14 protein-coding genes and 1 pseudogene are annotated in these 16180 nt (G+C 72.4%); 10 read left to right on the plus strand and 5 right to left on the minus strand.

What is annotated here, in order from left to right:
* Window positions 1-130 (minus strand): annotated as a pseudogene (locus ACFVX6_RS00005) (UPF0182 family protein); the annotation flags it as partial.
* On the opposite strand from ACFVX6_RS00005, the gene ACFVX6_RS00010 reads away from it, so the two are divergent.
* The 5 genes from ACFVX6_RS00010 to ACFVX6_RS00030 all read left to right on the plus strand — a co-directional run bounded on the left by ACFVX6_RS00010 (window position 114) and on the right by ACFVX6_RS00030 (window position 4590).
* A complete protein-coding gene (locus tag ACFVX6_RS00010; protein WP_389686581.1) occupies window positions 114-407 on the plus strand; it encodes a hypothetical protein in 294 nt (97 codons plus the stop codon). The pseudogene ACFVX6_RS00005 and the gene ACFVX6_RS00010 sit on opposite strands and share 17 nt — an antisense overlap.
* 102 nt (window positions 408-509) lie before the next feature.
* Window positions 510-1775 carry an NAD(P)-binding domain-containing protein gene (locus ACFVX6_RS00015; protein WP_389686267.1) on the plus strand — a complete coding sequence of 422 codons (1266 nt, stop codon included), beginning with the start codon at window positions 510-512 and terminating at the stop codon, window positions 1773-1775.
* Window positions 1776-1806: 31 nt separating this feature from the next.
* A complete protein-coding gene (locus ACFVX6_RS00020; RefSeq protein WP_389686269.1) occupies window positions 1807-2178 on the plus strand; it encodes a hypothetical protein in 372 nt (123 codons plus the stop codon).
* A 5-nt stretch (window positions 2179-2183) separates the two neighbouring features.
* Window positions 2184-4313 (plus strand): SpoIIE family protein phosphatase, encoded by a 2130-nt coding sequence (locus ACFVX6_RS00025; protein WP_389686271.1) that lies wholly within the window; start codon window positions 2184-2186, stop codon window positions 4311-4313.
* A gap of 109 nt (window positions 4314-4422) precedes the next feature.
* Complete coding sequence (locus tag ACFVX6_RS00030; RefSeq protein WP_250737611.1) at window positions 4423-4590, plus strand: hypothetical protein; 168 nt, start codon at window positions 4423-4425, stop codon at window positions 4588-4590.
* Window positions 4591-4737: 147 nt separating this feature from the next.
* Here ACFVX6_RS00030 and ACFVX6_RS00035 read toward each other — a convergent pair whose 3' ends face one another.
* Complete coding sequence (locus ACFVX6_RS00035; RefSeq protein WP_389686273.1) at window positions 4738-5199, minus strand: DUF6299 family protein; 462 nt, start codon at window positions 5197-5199, stop codon at window positions 4738-4740.
* A gap of 175 nt (window positions 5200-5374) precedes the next feature.
* Between ACFVX6_RS00035 and ACFVX6_RS00040 the strand changes: the two genes are divergently transcribed.
* Together ACFVX6_RS00040 and ACFVX6_RS00045 are read left to right on the plus strand one after the other, a co-directional pair.
* Window positions 5375-5980, plus strand: coding sequence for a DUF4352 domain-containing protein (locus ACFVX6_RS00040; RefSeq protein WP_389686275.1), 606 nt, complete (start codon window positions 5375-5377; stop codon window positions 5978-5980).
* Between the two features lie 57 nt (window positions 5981-6037).
* A complete protein-coding gene (locus tag ACFVX6_RS00045; protein ID WP_389686277.1) occupies window positions 6038-6532 on the plus strand; it encodes a DUF5949 family protein in 495 nt (164 codons plus the stop codon).
* Window positions 6533-6687: 155 nt separating this feature from the next.
* On the opposite strand, the gene ACFVX6_RS00050 is transcribed toward ACFVX6_RS00045, so the two are convergent.
* The 3 genes from ACFVX6_RS00050 to ACFVX6_RS00060 all read right to left on the minus strand — a co-directional run bounded on the left by ACFVX6_RS00050 (window position 6688) and on the right by ACFVX6_RS00060 (window position 9998).
* A complete protein-coding gene (locus ACFVX6_RS00050; RefSeq protein ID WP_389686279.1) occupies window positions 6688-7947 on the minus strand; it encodes a cytochrome P450 in 1260 nt (419 codons plus the stop codon).
* 112 nt (window positions 7948-8059) lie between these two features.
* Window positions 8060-9247: a low temperature requirement protein A gene (locus tag ACFVX6_RS00055; RefSeq protein WP_389686281.1), complete on the minus strand. Its 1188-nt coding sequence runs from the start codon at window positions 9245-9247 to the stop codon at window positions 8060-8062.
* A 28-nt stretch (window positions 9248-9275) separates the two neighbouring features.
* Window positions 9276-9998 carry a sirohydrochlorin chelatase gene (locus ACFVX6_RS00060; protein WP_389686283.1) on the minus strand — a complete coding sequence of 241 codons (723 nt, stop codon included), beginning with the start codon at window positions 9996-9998 and terminating at the stop codon, window positions 9276-9278.
* Window positions 9999-10270: 272 nt separating this feature from the next.
* Between ACFVX6_RS00060 and nirB the strand changes: the two genes are divergently transcribed.
* The 3 genes from nirB (at window position 10271) to ACFVX6_RS00075 (ending at window position 16169) form a co-directional block, all read left to right on the plus strand.
* A complete protein-coding gene (gene nirB / locus ACFVX6_RS00065) occupies window positions 10271-13057 on the plus strand; it encodes a nitrite reductase large subunit NirB (RefSeq protein WP_389686285.1) in 2787 nt (928 codons plus the stop codon).
* A 163-nt stretch (window positions 13058-13220) separates the two neighbouring features.
* Window positions 13221-14642, plus strand: coding sequence for a NarK family nitrate/nitrite MFS transporter (locus ACFVX6_RS00070; protein ID WP_389686287.1), 1422 nt, complete (start codon window positions 13221-13223; stop codon window positions 14640-14642).
* 222 nt (window positions 14643-14864) lie between these two features.
* Complete coding sequence (locus ACFVX6_RS00075) at window positions 14865-16169, plus strand: anaerobic C4-dicarboxylate transporter family protein (protein WP_389686289.1); 1305 nt, start codon at window positions 14865-14867, stop codon at window positions 16167-16169.
* Window positions 16170-16180 lie beyond the last annotated feature (11 nt).

The raw sequence follows: 16180 nt of genomic DNA on the forward strand, positions 1-16180 counted from the left end.
AGATCTCACTCTTCGACTTCACCGTGCCCGGGAAGGCCTTCATCAACGTCTTCAGCACCGGGTCCTTGGTGTCCCACTGGTACAGCTTCACCGTGCCGTCGTAGGCGTCCACGGTGGCCTTCACCGAGCGGGGGCAGGTGGAGGCGGCGTGGTTCGCGGCCGACGACCCGATGCCGTTCCTGGCAATGCTCGCCGCCTTCCTGGGGCGGGGTGCGTTCAAGGGCTTGGGGGTGTTGCGCGGAGTCCCCGAGCAGGGCCGCCGGACGGCCCGGGCGGTGGTCCGGGCCCCGCGCCAGCGGGGCCGGGAGCTGCCCCCGCCCGCCGCGGGCGGGGCCTCCGGCGGAGCCGGCACCCGGTCCGCCCCGCCGGAGGCCCCCGCGGAGCCGGACGAGCTGGTGACGCGGTGACGCGGTGACGTCGTAGAACCTGAAGCCGTAGGGGCGCAGGGCGTTGCGGGGCGCAGGTGGCAGTGGACGAACCATGAGGCTGGAGGGACTGCGGTGACACGGATGGACGACCTCGTGGTGGTCGGAGCGGGGCCGTACGGGCTGTCGATCGCGGCCCACGCGGCCGGTGCGGGGCTCGGGGTGCGGATCCTCGGACGGCCCATGGCCTCCTGGCGGGACCACATGCCCGACGGCATGTACCTCAAGTCGGAGCCGTGGTCCTCCAACCTGTCGGCGCCCGGCGGGCGTTACACGCTGGCCGAGTACTGCGCGGGCCGCGGGATCGCCGCCGAACACGGAACTCCGCTGCCCATCGGGACGTTCAGCGCGTACGGGCTCTGGTTCGCCCGGCACGCCACACCCCCGGTGGAGGAGGCGACCGTCACCGAAGTCACCCCGCAGGGCGAGGGTTTCCTGATCCGCACCGCCGAGGGGCCGCCGCTGCTCGCGCGGACGGTCGCGCTGGCCGTGGGCGTGATGCCGTTCGTCCGGTACCCCGAGGCGCTACGGGAGCTGCCCGCGGCGCACTACTCACACAGCAGCGACCACCGCGACCTGACCCGCTTCGCCGGCCGCGAGGTCGCCGTGCTCGGCGCCGGGCAGGCGGCCCTGGAGACCGCGGCCCTGCTCGCGGAGAACGGGGCCCGGCCGTGCCTGGTGGCCCGGCGCTCCCGGCTCAACTGGAACACCGTCCCGCAGCCGCTGCGGCGGCCCCCGCTGCGCGCCCTGCGCGATCCGCACAGCGGCCTCGGCACGGGCTGGCGCAGCTGGGCCTGGTCGGAGCTGCCCTGGGCGGTGCGCCGGCTGCCCGCGCCCACCCGGGAGCGGATCGCGGCGACCGCGCTGGGCCCGGCCGGCGCCTGGTGGCTGCGGGAGCGCTTCGAGCGCCGGGTTCCCGTGCTGCTCGGGCACCGGTTGCAGCGTGCGGTCCCGGCGGGCGGGCGGACCCGGCTCGGGCTGTCCACCGCCGCGGGGGAGTCCGTCGTCCTGGACACCGCACACGTGATCGCGGCGACCGGCTTCACCCCGGACCTGGACCGGCTGGAGCTGCTCGACGCGGGGCTGCGGGCCGCGCTGGTCACCGTAGGGCGGAGCGGGACGCCGGAGCTGAGTCCCGGCTTCGAGTCCTCGTGGCCGGGGCTGTTCTTCGCGGGGCTGCTGACCGCTCCCTCATTCGGCCCTTCCATGCGATTCGTGCACGGCGCCGGCTTCACGGCGGGGAGACTGGTGTCAGGAGTCCGCAAGCGTCTGGGGGCCCGGAGCCCGCTGACGGGTTCCACCGGTGCGCCCCGGGCCGACCGGGCTCCGGCTGCCGGGCACAGAGCGTGAGAGCCAGTCACCACACGTGAGAGGTGTCGCGATGAGCGATGAGCGCGCACAGGGCCGGGGCTGGGTGAGGATTCCGGCCAGTCGTGCGGAGCAGCCCGGCACGACGAGGGCGGCGCCCCCGCAGCCGTACGCGCAGTCTCCTTATGCGCAGTCTCCGTACGCGCAGTCTCCGTACGGGCAGGACTCGTACGGGCAGGACCCGTCTCCGCAGGACCCGTACCCGCACGCTCCGTACGCGCACGGCCGGCACGCGCAGGCCCCGTATGCGCAGGCCCCGTACGATCCCTCGATGATCTACCTCTCCCTCGTCAAGCGCTGGCAGGAGGCCGGACGCACCCTTCCGGGGCATCCTGACGAGGAGTGGGAGCGGCTCATTTCCCAGCCGTGCTGGCCCGGCCGTTAGGTGGTGTGAGTCTCGTGGCAGCGGCGGAGCGACGCGACAAGAGACCGGAGGGTCCCGGGAGCACGGGGAGCGCCGGGAGCGCCGGGCGTCCCCTCATCGGCCCGGGCGAGCGGCTCGCGCTCAACAGCATGGGCAGCTTCGAGTGGGACCTCGGCGCGGGGACCATGGACATGGACGAGGCCGGGATGGCGGTCTTCGATCTGGAGGGGGAGGAGTTCGACCACACCCCCGACAGCCTGGGGCTGCGGATCCCGGTGGACGACGCCGCGCGGCTCCGGGACACCGTCCAGGGCGTCCTGGACGGCGGGGAGGAGACGTACGGCCAGTACTTCACGGTGCAGCGGCGCGACGGCCGGGACCAGTGGACGCACACCCAGGGCCGGGTCCTGCGGGACGCGGAGGGGCGCCCGGTGCGCATCGTCGGCATCGTCCGCGACGCGACGGCCGAGCTCGCCCACCTCACGGTGCTGCGCAAGCTGGAGTCGGCGCGCGCCCAGCAGGCGACCATCGTGCAGCGGACCACGGAGGCCCTGTCGCGGGCGGTGACGGTCGATGACGTGACGGCCACGCTGACGGGCGCGGGGGCGCTGGAACGGCTCGGCGTCGACGGAATGGCGCTGGGGTTGGTCGAGGGCGGCCACATCAAGATCATCGCGTTGAGCGGGGAATCCCTGGAGATCCTCAGCGAGCGCAAGTTCACCCGGCTGGACGGCTCGCTGCCGCTCTCGCAGGCGGTGCTCAGCCGGAAGGCACGTTTCGTCACCTCGCTGACGGAGCTGGCGGACGAGTTCCCGCTGCTCTCCGACTACCTGAACCGCATCCAGTACGACGCGGCCGCCTACCTCCCGCTCATCGCGCAGGCCGAGGCCATCGGCGGACTGGTGCTCTTCTACCGGCGCCGCACCGACTTCAGCCCCGAGGAGCGCAACCTCTGCCTGGGCCTGGCGGGCATCGTCGCCCAGTCGCTCCAGCGGGCGCTCCTCTTCGACCAGGAGCGCGAGTTCGCCACCATGCTGCAGGCCGCCATGCTGCCGCGGCGGATCCCTGAGATCACCGGCGGGGAGATCGCGGTGCGCTACCACTCGGCCTGGAGCGGGCGCGAGGTCGGTGGGGACTGGTACGACGTGATCGCCCTGCCCCGCGACCGCGTCGGCATCGTCGTGGGCGACGTACAGGGCCACGACACGCACGCCGCCGCCATCATGGGCCAGCTCCGCATCGCACTGCGGGCCTACGCGGGCGAGGGCCATCCGCCCTCCACCGTGCTGGCGCGCGCCTCCCGCTTCCTGGCCGAGCTGGACACCGAACGGTTCGCGACCTGCATGTACGCGCAGGTCGACCTGGAGACCGGAGGCGTACGGGCGGTCCGCGCCGGCCACCTCGGACCGCTGATCCGGCACACGGACGGGCGAACGGGCTGGCCCAACGTGCGCGGCGGCCTGCCGCTCGGGCTGGCCACCGTCTTCGAGCAGGAGGAGTTCCCCGAGACCCGGCTCGACCTGGTCCCCGGCGAGACCCTCGTGCTGTGCACCGACGGGCTCGTGGAGGAGCCCGGCACCGCCATCACCCAGGGCATGGAGGCCCTCGCCCACGCGGTCCGCAGCGGCCCGCAGGAGGCCGGGGCGCTCGCCGACCACCTCTCGGACCGGTTGTGGGAGCGCTGGGGCTCCGGAGACGACGTGGCCCTGCTGGTGCTGCGCCGGGCCCCCGACCCGGGCACGCACCGGGCACCGCGCATCCACCAGTACGTCCACCAGGCGGACCCGGAGGGGCTCTCGGAGGCCCGCTACGCCCTGCGGCAGGCGCTGCGCGACTGGGGCATGCCGGAGCTCGCCGACGACGTGGAGCTGGCGGCGGGAGAGCTGCTGGTCAACGCCCTGCTGCACACCGATGGCGGAGCGGTGCTGACGATGGAGGTGCTGCCGGAGCCGGTCCGGCGGATCCGGCTGTGGGTCAAGGACCGCTCCAGCGTCTGGCCGCGGCGGCGCACCCCGGGGGAGTCGGCGACCACGGGGCGCGGGCTGCTGCTGGTGGACGCGCTGGCCACGCACTGGGGGGTGGAGTCCCGGGGCGACGGCAAGGCGGTGTGGTGCGAGTTCTCCGCGGCGGGCAGCGCGGCGCGGAGCGCCACGTGAGGGGGCGGACCGTGACGGGGCGGACCGTGACCGCGCGCTCACGTCGAGTTGTGGGGCGGTGGGGGCGGGGCGATGATGCCGCCATGGAACGGTTTCTGTGGAACCTCCCGTGCGCCGGCTGAGCAAGCGCGCGGTGACGGGCGTCCTGGCCCTGCTGCTGTGCGCGGCCGGGGCGGCGACGGCGGTGGACTGGTCGACCGGGCGTCCGGACACGGATCCGGGGTGTCAGACGGTGGCCTTCATGTCGATGACGGGCGAGGCGCCCGCGTGCCGGTGACGGTCTCCCTCCGGCTGAGGGGCCCGGCTTCGGCCGATGGCCGACTGCGGCCGACACCTGGCAGCGGCCGCCCCTGGCTGCGGCCCACGCCCGGGTCCCGGTAGCGGCGGCTACCGGAGGGGCGTACGCGCGCACCGCGGGCGGCGGCTACCGGTGGTCGATCACCCGGACGGGGTGGGCGTCCTGCGCGACCGTGTCGATCGACCGGGGCAGCAGTCCGCCGCCGAAGCGGATCTCCTGCAGCTCGGCCTTGGCCAGCGCCTCGCCGGCGTGCACGGTCGGGGTGAGCCGGAGGGTGCCGTGCGCCGACCAGCCGTGCACCTCGCCGTCGCACTGGGCGTCGCCGCCGCCGATGCTGAGGCGGACGTCCTCCTGCTCGATGGTCGCCTTGATCTGAACCGCTCCCGCGGGTGACGGCGCGGTGCAGTGGTACTCACCGGAAAGGTGGATCGTGCCGTCGGGGGCGATGTGGGCTTCCGAAGATACGTAAATGTCACTGCCGTGAATGTCGCTGCCGTAGGGCGCGGCATTCGCCGGGGCAGTGAATACCGCCGTGGCGCCCAGTGCGGCGAGTGCGGCCAAGGCCATGCGGGGGCCGGTCGTGGCCATCGTTCCTCCTGTTGGACGAGGGGTTGCAAGGGGTTGCGGAATTCCGCCGGAACGCATTGTGCTGGCATATGGAGGTCAATGCGTTCCGCGGACTCGTGTCGGTGTGTGCAATTGCCCGCTCGGGCGCGTGAGACTGACCGGAATACGTCCCCGAAGATCCCCGAAGGGATCCCGCATGCGTCAGCCCGCTCTTGTCACGGCCGCCCTCCTCCCGCTCCTGCTGTTCGGTGCCACGGCCTGCTCCGGCGCCCCCGAAGGGGCTGCGCTCGCCCCGGCCGCGGTGCCCGCCGTGCCGGTCGACGACGGTGCGCCGGGTGTCGGGGACGATCCCGCGGCCGAGCGGGACGGGGTGGCGCGGGCCGCCTCGAAGGACGCCCATGTGGGTGACTCCGTACGGGTCAGGGGCCGGGAGGTGGGCCGTCACCTCCAGGTGGTGCTGGGCGCCTACGTCGATCCGGCGGTCAGCGTCGAGAAGAACTTCGCCCCGGCGGCGGGCAAGCGCTGGGTGGCGGCCTCGATGTCCTTCGTCAACGTCGGCGGCGCCTCGTACGGGGCTCTCGGGCGCATGTGGGCGCTCGACGGTGCGGGGCAGCGCCACCCAGTGGTGCCCACGGGGGAGCTCACGACCGGCAAACCACTCGTCTTCGATTCGCTCTCGGTCGGTGAGCGGGCCGAAGGATGGGTGGTGTTCGAAATTCCGGAAAACGCGCGCATCGTGCGTCTCCAGTACCAGGACGCGAACATGCAGGCGAATTCCGGAGGTGGATTCTGGGCGGTCTAGCCCGCCCGGGTGAAACGGCGTCAAAGGGCCGGGGCGGCGACCACTAAGGTGCGGCGCATGACTTCTACCCAGGCCGAACTCGACCGCTCCAAGCTCGGCACCCTTTCGGTGCTCGCGTGGATCGGCGACCCCGAAGAGGCCCACGACATTCCCTATCTCCTCGCCTACATCCTCGGGGACGGTCCGGACGGTCCCGCGGCGAGCGAGGCGGCCGCCCGCGGGCTCCTGGAGGAGATCGGCCTGCCCATCGGCGACGTGGTGATGGACGGCGTCCGCAACCCGGCTTCCTTCCCGGTGCAGATCCTCCTGGAGGGCAACCAGATCGCGCTGACCCTGCCGGGCATGAACGCGAAGTGCATCGCCCCGCCGGAGTGGGTCAAGGCGGCGGCCGACAGCGGGCAGGCGTACTTCCTCTTCGCCACCCGCGCCTGGCCCGAGGCGGTGCCCGGGCAGCCGGTCGAGGCCGAGACGCTGCAGGCGTTCGCGGGGGACACCGAGGTGCTCAACCACAGCGCCCACGCCGTCCTCGCGGTGCGGCGCCTGCAGCGCTAGGCACCCTTCGGGCGCGCGCACGATCGCCGCACGCCTCGCCGCACGCTGCATGCCGTGCGTCGATCTCCGCTCCGGCCGCCGGGCTCCCAGCCTGCCCGGTGGCCGGTCCGCCCGTTCCGGTCAGCCCTTTCCGGGCCGCCTTTTTTCGGGCCGGCCTACGGCTGTTCGAAGGCGAAGCGCAGCGAGCGGACCCGGTTGTCGAAGCTGGACCCGGCCAGGTCCGGCAGGCCGACCGCGCGCAGTCCGACCGGGCGGGTCAGCAGCTCGCGGAAGAGCGCCTTCATCTCCACCCGGGCCAGGTGCGCGCCCAGGCAGAAGTGCGGTCCGCCGCCGCCGAACCCCAGGTGGGGGTTGGGGGAGCGGGTGATGTCGAAGGCGTCCGGATCGGGGAAGACCTCCTCGTCGCGGTTGGCGGAGGCGTAGTACAGCACCACCTTGTCGCCGGGAACGAACGCGTGCCCGCGCAGGGTGTGTTCGGCGGCGACCGTCCTGCGGAACTGGATGATCGGCGTGGAGTGGCGGATCATCTCGTCCACCGCACCGTCCGCGTGCGCCTCGAAGTCCTCGAGCAGCAGGTCGCGTTGGTCCGGGTGGTCGGTCAGCAGGGTCAGGCCGTGGGTGATGGCATTGCGGGTGGTCTCCACCCCGGCCACCATCAACAGGGAGAAGAACGCTCCGAGTTGGCGGGCGCCGAGCGCCTCGCCGTCCACGTTCGCGCAGACCAGGGCCGAGATCAGGTCGTCGGTGGGGTTCTCGCGCCGCTCCCGCCCGATCCCCGCCACCATCCGCTGCATCCGGGCCAGGGCCCGCAGTCCGCGCCCGGGCATTCGCAGCCGGGCCGTCAGGCCCCGTTCGACGCCGATGTTCTCGGAGGCGTGGTTGACGCGGTCGGCGATCTCGGCGCGGTAGCGCTCCGGGATGCCCATCATGTTGCAGATGACCTCCAGGGGCAGCTTCGAGGCCACTGCCTCGACGAACTCGTCCGGCCGCCGGTCCAGTACGTCGTCCACGATGCGCGCCGCCACCGCGTGGATGTCCTCCTCGGCGGCCGCCAGCAGCCGGGGAGTGAAGGCCCGCTGCACGATCTTGCGCAGCTGCGCGTGCTCGGCGCCGTCCAGGTTGACCATCGAGTCCCCGAACAGTGCCCGCACCCAGCGGGCCGGCTCAGGTGTCGTCACCCCGGGCGCGCTGGCGAACACCTTGGGCAGCCGGCTCGCCTCCTGCACGTCCGCGTGCCGTACGAGGGCCCAGTGCCCGCCGCCTTCGGGGACGAACACGGGGGAGTCCAGGGCCCGCAGGCGGGCGAAGACGGCCAGCCGGTGGGCGGGGGGAGCCTGCCAGAAGGCCGGGTCGGCCAATTCCCTGCCGGGGTCTTGGCCGGTGGTTGGGCCGGGGCGTTGTGCGGGGAGTGTCATGGGCTGAAAACGGTGCCGGGGGTGTGGGGGTGACGGGTCCGGCGCGGCGCCGTTGCCGGGGGCTCCGCCCCGGAGCCCCGCGCCTCAAACGCCGGCGGGGCTGAACGTCGCCTCAAGCGCCCGCGGGGCCGGATTCGGCCGGTGGCGGCTGGGCGGCGCGGTTGGCCAGGGTCAGGCCGACCACCACCGTGGCCGTCGCGACCAGGCCCGCGTACAGGACGGCGTAGGTGCCCGTCCACGAACAGGCCAGGACCACGAGGGCGGAGACCGGCAGGGTCAGTTGTTGGGCGAGGCCCCGCTTGAAGTGGCGGGAGTGCAGCAGCCAGACCATCAGCAGGAAGAGCGCGGTCGGGACGGTGACGGCCGCGTTCGCGGCGAGCTGCGAGACGTGCGCCTTGCCGACCGCGTGCTCGACCGCGACCTCGATGCCCGCACCGATCGCCGCGCCCGAGGCGAAGATCAACAGGTGTCCGTACCCCCACGGGATCGCCTCCCGGTTGGAGGTCAGGTGCTCGTGCATCGGCACCGCGAAGTAGATCCACCAGGCGGCGAAGACGATGAGCAGCCCTCCGGCCGCGATCGGCAGCAGCTCGCCCAGGGCCTCGTGCTCGTCGAGCGCCGACTTCACGGCCACCGTGCTCGCCGCGATCGTCTCGCCGAGCACGATGATCGTGAACAGGCCGTAGCGCTCCACGATGTGGTGGGCGTGCCACGGCGTCTGGTGGCCGCGCTCGGCCACCACCGGAACCAGCAGCTCCGCGACGACCAGGATCAGGAACAGCCAGCGCTTGGAGCCGTCCGGGGCGAACAGCAGCGCCACCCAGCCGGCCTGGCAGAGGACCAGCCCGGCCGCGTACTTCAGGGCCGCCGCGCGGGCCTCGCCGCGTTCGCCGGAGGCGGCCCGCAGCCATTGCGCGGTGAGGGCGACGCGCATGATCAGGTAGCCGAGGACGGCCACCGTCCAGTCGTTCTGGTCGAACGCCCGGCTCACGCCGGCCGCGTAGACGAGGACGCCGGAGATCTGGACGAGCGTCGCGATCCGGTAGGGCACGTCGTCGCAGTCGTAGGCGGAGGCGAACCACGTGAAGTTCATCCACGCCCACCACACGCCGAAGAACACGAACATGTAGCTGATCACGCCGGTGCCGGGGTGGCCCTCGGCCAGCGCGTGCACGAGCTGGGCGCCCGCCTGCGCGATGGCGACGACGAAGCACAGGTCGAAGAACAGCTCCAGCGGAGTCGCGGCGCGGTGGCCCTCGTCGCGGCTGCGGGCGGTCATGGGTACGTAAGCCAGAGCCATACCGTCCAGGACAGCAGCCCTACGTCGCTCAGCAGGCGAGGCGCGCGGCCCTCAGGGCCCGTGTGCCCCGGGCGGACTCGTACCGGCCCAGGACGAGCCGGGCCAGCCGCGGGTGGTCGGCCAGCGGCTCCGAGACCGTCCAGGCGGCCGAGGCGTTCAGAGCGCGCGTGAAGCGGCCCGGGGCCAGCAGGTGCGTCGCCACCGCGATCCGGCGGTACCCGGCGCCCTGGAAGGAGGCCAGGGCTTCGTCGACGGTCGGCCCGGCGGAGGTGAGGTAGGCGGGGACCGCGGGGACGGGGGCGGCGCCGTCGTCGTACTCCAGCAGGGCGGACAGCTGGGCCGCGCAGGCCTCCGTACCGGCATTGCCGCCGGGGCGGGAGGAGCCGGCGCCGGCCACCACCACCGCGTCGGCCCGGGTGTACGGGCCACGGCGCCGCTCGGCCTCGCGGAGGCGGCCGTGCAGGGCGCGGGCGACGTCGCGCTCGCCGCTGAGGCCCTCGGTGAGCACGCAGCCGGTGCCCTCCAGAACGGCGGGTATGTCGACGCGGCGGTGGAAACCGTCGCCGAGCAGCAGGGGGACGACCACGGCGTACGGATGCTCCCGTACGACCTCGGCGAGCGAGGGGCGCTGCACGTCGAGGTGCCCGACCAGCGCGTGCACCCCGCTGATGGCCTCGACGGCGGCGACGAGCCGGCGAAAAGTCGCGGCGGCTTCCGGAACCGCGCTGCCGTGGACGGCGATGACGAGCATGTGGTCCGCCTCCCTGATCCGGCCCCGGGGTCCTCCTCCCACGCTAGGTGCGGCGCGGGCCGCCGGCAGCCTGGCCAAGGGCCCGCGCGGCAGGCCGGAGGTCCCGTGTGGAAAGGGTCGTTTCCCCGTTCCCAGGGGTCCTTTTCGGGCGTTCGGGGCCGCGGTGCGGACCTACCGTCGAAAGGTCGGAACGCATGCACGCGCGACGTCCCCGCCCGGCCGCCTTGGCCTCCCCGGGACCGCGCGGCACAGGGACACACGGAGTGAGATCCATGGGGCAGACGCTGGTTGTCATCGGCCACGGCATGGTGGGGCACCGCCTGCTGGAGGCGCTCGCCGAGCGTGACGCGCTCGCCGACCCGACCCGCCCCGGGCGCGGCGGCTGGCAGGTCACCGTCCTCGCGGAGGAGGAGCGCCCGGCCTACGACCGCGTGCACCTGTCCGCGGCCTTCACCGGCTCCACCGGCGAGGAGCTGTCCCTGGTCGAGCCCGGCTTCCTGGAGAAGTACGGCATCGACCTGCGCCTCGGCGACCCGGCGGAGCTGATCGACACCACCGCCCGGACGGTCACCGCCCGCTCCGGCGACGTGCTCGGCTACGACGCGCTCGTGCTGGCGACCGGCTCCTACCCCTTCGTGCCGCCGATCGACGGCGCCGACGCGGAGGGCTGCTTCACCTACCGCACGCTCGACGACGTCGAGGCCCTGACCGCGTACGCCGCGGGCGCCGAGGTCCGTACCGGTGTGGTCATCGGCGGCGGGCTCCTCGGCCTGGAGGCGGCGGGCGCGCTGCGCACGCTCGGACTGGCCACGCACGTCGTGGAGTTCGCGCCCCGGCTGATGCCCCTGCAGGTGGACGACGGCGGCGCGGCCGCCCTGCGGGCCACCATCGAGTCCATGGGCGTCGCCGTGCACACGGGCGTCGGCGCGGCCGGCGTGCAGATCCACCCCGACGGGCGGGCACAGGCGCTCCGGCTGACCAGCGGCGAGGAGATCGGCTCCGACGTCGTGGTCTTCTCGGCCGGTGTGCGGCCGCGCGACCGCCTGGCCCGCGAGTGCGGGCTCGCCGTGGGCGACCGCGGCGGGGTCGTCGTGGACGGCCACTGCCGCACCAGCGACCCGTACGCCTATGCGATCGGCGAGTGCGCCCAGACCGTCGACGGCAAGGTCTACGGGCTGGTCGCCCCCGGCTACCAGATGGCCGAGACCGTCGCCGAGGCCCTCGCGGGCGCCGGCGAGCTGACCTTCACCGGGGCCGACACCTCCACCAAGCTCAAGCTGATGGGCGCCGACGTGGCCTCCTTCGGTGACCCCTTCGCCCCCGAGGGTCGTGACGGGGCCGTCTCGGTGGTCTTCTCCGACGCCCGCGAGGGCGTCTACAAGAAGCTGCTGCTGGGCCCCGACGGCGCGCTGCTCGGCGGAATCCTGGTCGGCGACGCGGAGGCGTACGGCTCGCTGAAGCCGCACGCCGGCCGGCAGCTGCCGGCCCCGCCGGAGGCCTTCATCCTTCCGTCGAGCGACGGCGTGGCGCTGCCCGGCGCGGACGCGCTGCCCGATGACGCGGTGGTGTGCAGCTGCCACAACATCACCAAGGGCCGCGTGCGCGAGGCGGTCGTCGCGGAGTCCCTCACCGACATCGGCGGCATCAAGAAGTGCACCAAGGCAGGCACGGGCTGCGGCGGTTGCCTCGGCACGCTGCAGGCGGTCCTGGACGCAGAACTGGCCGCGGCGGGCATCGAGAAGCCCCGCGGACTGTGCGAGCACTTCACCCTGACCCGGGCCGAGATCTACGAGAAGATCCGCACCGAGCGCATCCGCAGCTTCAGCGAACTGCTGGAGTCCTACGGCGAAGGCGGCGAGGGCTGCGCAGTCTGCAAGCCGGTCGTCGCGAACGTCCTGGGCACCCTCGCCCCCGACCTCGGCATCGGACACATCCTGGCGGGCGAGCAGGCGGCCCTGCAGGACTCCAACGACCTCTTCCTCGCCAACCTCCAGAAGGACGGCACCTACTCGGTCATCCCGCGCGTCGCCGGCGGCGAGATCACGGCCGAGCAGGTCATCGCTCTCGGCGAGGTGGCCAGGGACTACGGCCTCTACACGAAGATCACCGGCGCCCAGCGCATCGGCCTCTTCGGTGTCCGCAAGGAGCAGCTGCCCGACATCTGGCGGCGGCTCGGCGGCGCCGGATTCGAGTCCGGGCAGGCGTACGGGAAGTCCCTGCGCGCGGTGAAGTCGTGCGTGGGCGCCCGCTTCTGCCGCTTCGGGCAGGGCGACTCCATCCAGCTCGCGATCGACCTGGAGCTGCGCTACCGGGGTCTGCGCACCCCGCACAAGTTCAAGGGCGGCGTCTCGGGCTGCCTGCGCGAGTGCGCGGAGGCGCGGGGCAAGGACATCGGCGTCATCGCCACCGCCAACGGCTGGAACCTGTACGTCAGCGGCAACGGCGGCGCGACCCCGCGCCACGCCGACCTGCTGGCCTCGGACCTGAACACCGCCGAACTCTTCGCGCTGATCGACCGGTTCCTCATGTACTACATCCGCACCGGCGAGCGCCTGGAGCGGACGGCGGCCTGGCTGGAGCGGCTCGGCGGCAGCACCGCGGGCCTGGACCACCTGAAGGCCGTCCTGATCGAGGACTCGCTCGGCATCTGCGCAGAACTGGAGGCGCAGATGGAGCGCCACGTGTCGGCGTACGAGGACGAGTGGTCCGCGGTCCTGGAGGACCCGGCGGCGCTGGAGCGCTTCGGGACCGTGGACTTCGGTGCGGCCGAAGGCACCGAAGGCGCGGCGCAGGCGCTGGAGCCGGGCCGCGGGCGGACCGCGGTGCTGCCGGACGGGACCGAGGCCGCGGTCTTCAAGGACCGTGCGGGCGAGGTCTACGCGGTCGGCAACCGGGACCCCTTCTCGGGAGCCGACGTCATCGCCAACGGCATCATGGGCTCGCGCGACGGGGTGCCCGTCGTCGCCTCGCCGATGCACAAGCAGGTCTTCGACCTGCGGACCGGCATCTGCCTGGACGACCCCGAGGTGTCCCTGCCGCTGGTGGAGCTCAAGCCTTAGGGCTCTGCGGCGGCCGTACCAACGCACTGTGGGCGATGGGACCTTGTCCTGTCGCCCACGCGACGTTCTCCCCTGATGCAAGGCGCCCCTGTAGGCGGACCCTAAGAAGGTCAGGGCTTTCAGCTTCATTCTTCTCAACCCCTCCGAACATTCAGGACATGCCATGAGTTCCGCCAAGCAGGACGCGCGCGCGGCGACCGGCCGAGTGCAGGCGCCCGATCCGGCGCAGTACCGCCCCGGTCGCACGATCACGGAGTGGACGCCGGAGGACCCGTCCTTCTGGCAGACCACCGGCAAGAAGGTCGCCACCCGCAACCTCTGGATCGCGGTGCCGGCCCTGCTGGTGGCATTCGTGGTCTGGCAGGTGTGGAGCATCACGGCGACCAACCTCAAGGACGTCGGCTTCGGCTTCTCCCAGTCCCAGCTGTTCTGGCTGACCGCCGTTCCCGGCATCACGGGCGGTACCGCCCGCATCCTGTACACCTTCATCGGCCCGATGATCGGTCAGCGCCGCTTCACCGCGGTCTCCACCGTCGTGCTGATCGTGCCGCTGCTGTGGCTGGGCTTCGCGGTGCAGGACCCCACCACCTCCTACAGCACGCTGGTCGCCATCGCCGCGCTCTGCGGCATCGGCGGCGCCAACTTCTCCTCCTCCCTGGCCAACATCGGCTTCTTCTACCCGAAGCAGGAGAAGGGCAACGCGACCGGAATCAACGGCGGCCTGGGCAACCTGGGCGTCTCCGTGGTCCAGCTGCTCACCCCGATCCTGATCACCACCTCGGTCCTGGCGATCGGCTCGGGCCAGAAGAAGGCGGACGGCTCGGAGATCTACCTCCAGAACGCCGCGTTCGTCTGGGTGCCGGTACTGATCGTCCTCGCGGCCGTCGCCTGGTTCGGCCAGAACGACCTGAAGGTGGCCTCCACCCCCTTCAGCCAGCAGAAGATCATCTTCAAGCGCAAGCACAACTGGCTGATGACCTGGCTCTACGTCGGCACCTTCGGCTCCTTCATCGGTTTCGCGGCGGCGCTCCCGCTGCTCATCAAGACGACCTTCCCGGCGTACTCCGTGGCCACCTACGCCTGGATGGGCCCGGCGCTCGGCGCGCTGGCCCGCTGGGCCGGCGGCTGGATCGCCGACAAGTTCGGCGGCGCGCGGGTGACGATCCTGTCCTTCGTGGGCATGGGCGCGTCGATCATCGGCGTGATCACCTTCCTGCCGGCCGGTTCCGACACCGGCTCCTTCTACGGCTTCTTCTTCTGCTTCCTGTCGGCGTTCTTCTTCTCGGGCATCGGCAACGGCTCGACCTTCCGGCAGATCCCGGTCATCTTCCGCGGCCAGCACCTCGCGGGCCTGACGGAGGGCACCCCGCAGTACGCGAAGGCGCTCAAGCAGGCCGAGATCGAGTCGGGTGCGGTGACCGGATTCACCGCGGCCATCGCCGCCTACGGCTTCTTCTTCATCCCGGCGATGTTCGCCAACTTCGCCGTGACCAGCGCGATGTGGGGCTTCGTCGGCTTCTACGCCAGCTGCGTCGTCGTGGCCTGGTGGTTCTACGCCCGCAAGGGCGCGGAGGCGCCCAGCTAGGCCGCGGCCTCTGGTTGTCAGCCCGGGTGGGGTGCGGGGCCGCTGCACGGGCGGAACCCGACCCCACCCGGGCTTCTCGGTGTCCGGCCCGGGACCCCGCCCCGGGCTGAGACCCGCCCCCGACCCCCGTCCTCAAACGCCGGAGGGGCTGGATTTCGGCCGCCGTCGGAGCGTCCGCGACGGAACACCGCAACAGACTGAAAGGCCACGCCAGTGCTCGGCATGTTCCTGCAGTTGGCCGTCATGGTGGCGGCCATCGCTCTGGGGTCCCGCAAGGGCGGGGTCGCCATGGGGCTCTGGGGAGCCGTCGGGGTCTTCGTGCTCGCGACGTTCTTCGGGGTCACCCCCGCCGACACCTCCGGCATCGTCGACGTCATGCTGATCATCCTCGCGGTGATCATGGCCGCCGCGGCGATGGAGGCGGCCGGCGGTATCGACTACCTCGTCGGACTGGCCGAGAAGGCGATCCGCCGCAAGCCCAGCCGGGTGGTCTACGTGGCTCCCCTCGTGTCCTGGGCCTTCACCCTGGGCGCCGGCACCGCCCACGTCTTCTACCCCTTGCTCCCCGTGATCCACGACGTGGCCCGCGAAGGCGGCGTCCGGCCCGAGCGGCCCATCGCGGTCGCCTCCATCGCTGCCACCTTCGGTATCACCGCCTCGCCCGTCTCCGCGGCCATGGCCGCCATGATCGTGATGTTCGACGGGGACGGCTGGAACCTGCCCCGGATCATGGCCGTCGCCGTGCCGTCCACGCTGCTCGGCGTGCTCGTCGCGGCCACCGTCCAGTCCCGGATCGGCAAGGAGCTCGGGCAGGACGCCGAGTACCTGCGCCGGCTGGCCGCAGGCGAGATCGAGGCTCCGGCCCCGGCCGAAGCCGCCCCGCCGCTGCGGCCGCGGGCGCGCTGGTCCGCGTACCTCTTCCTCGGCGGGACCGTCGCCGTCGTCCTCAGCGGACTCTTCCCGGCGCTCCGCCCCGAGACGGCCAAGGGGCCGCTCTCGATGCCCGCCACCATCGAGATCCTGATGATGGCCGTGGGCGCGCTGATCCTGCTGCTGTGCAAGGTCGACGCCAAGCGGATACCCGGCACGGACGTGGCCAAGTCCGGCCTCGTCGCCGTCATCGGGGTCTTCGGGCTGTCGTGGCTGGGGCTGTCCTTCATCGGCGCCAACGAGACCCGCATCACCGGTGCGCTCGGCGGGGTCGCACAGGACCACCCCTGGTTCTTCGCGATCATGCTGCTGCTCCTCTCCGCGCTGCTGTTCAGCCAGGCCACGACCACCAAGGCGCTGATGCCCCTCGGGCTCGCCCTCGGTATCCCGGCCCCCCTCCTCATCGCGATGTGGCCCGCCGTGAACGGCTATTTCCTCCTCCCCACCTACGGCACCTTCATCGCGGCGATCAACTTCGACAGGACCGGCACCACCCGCGTCGGCCGCTTCGTCGTCAACCACTCCTTCATGCTGCCCGGCCTGATCACCACGTGCGTCGCGGTATCCACAGGCTTCGCCCTGGTTCAGATTGTCTGACCGGTTCGGCT

Origin of the sequence: Streptomyces sp. NPDC058289 (assembly GCF_042880975.1) — a bacterium.
GTDB classification, from domain to species: Bacteria; Actinomycetota; Actinomycetes; order Streptomycetales; family Streptomycetaceae; genus Streptomyces; species Streptomyces stoeckheimensis.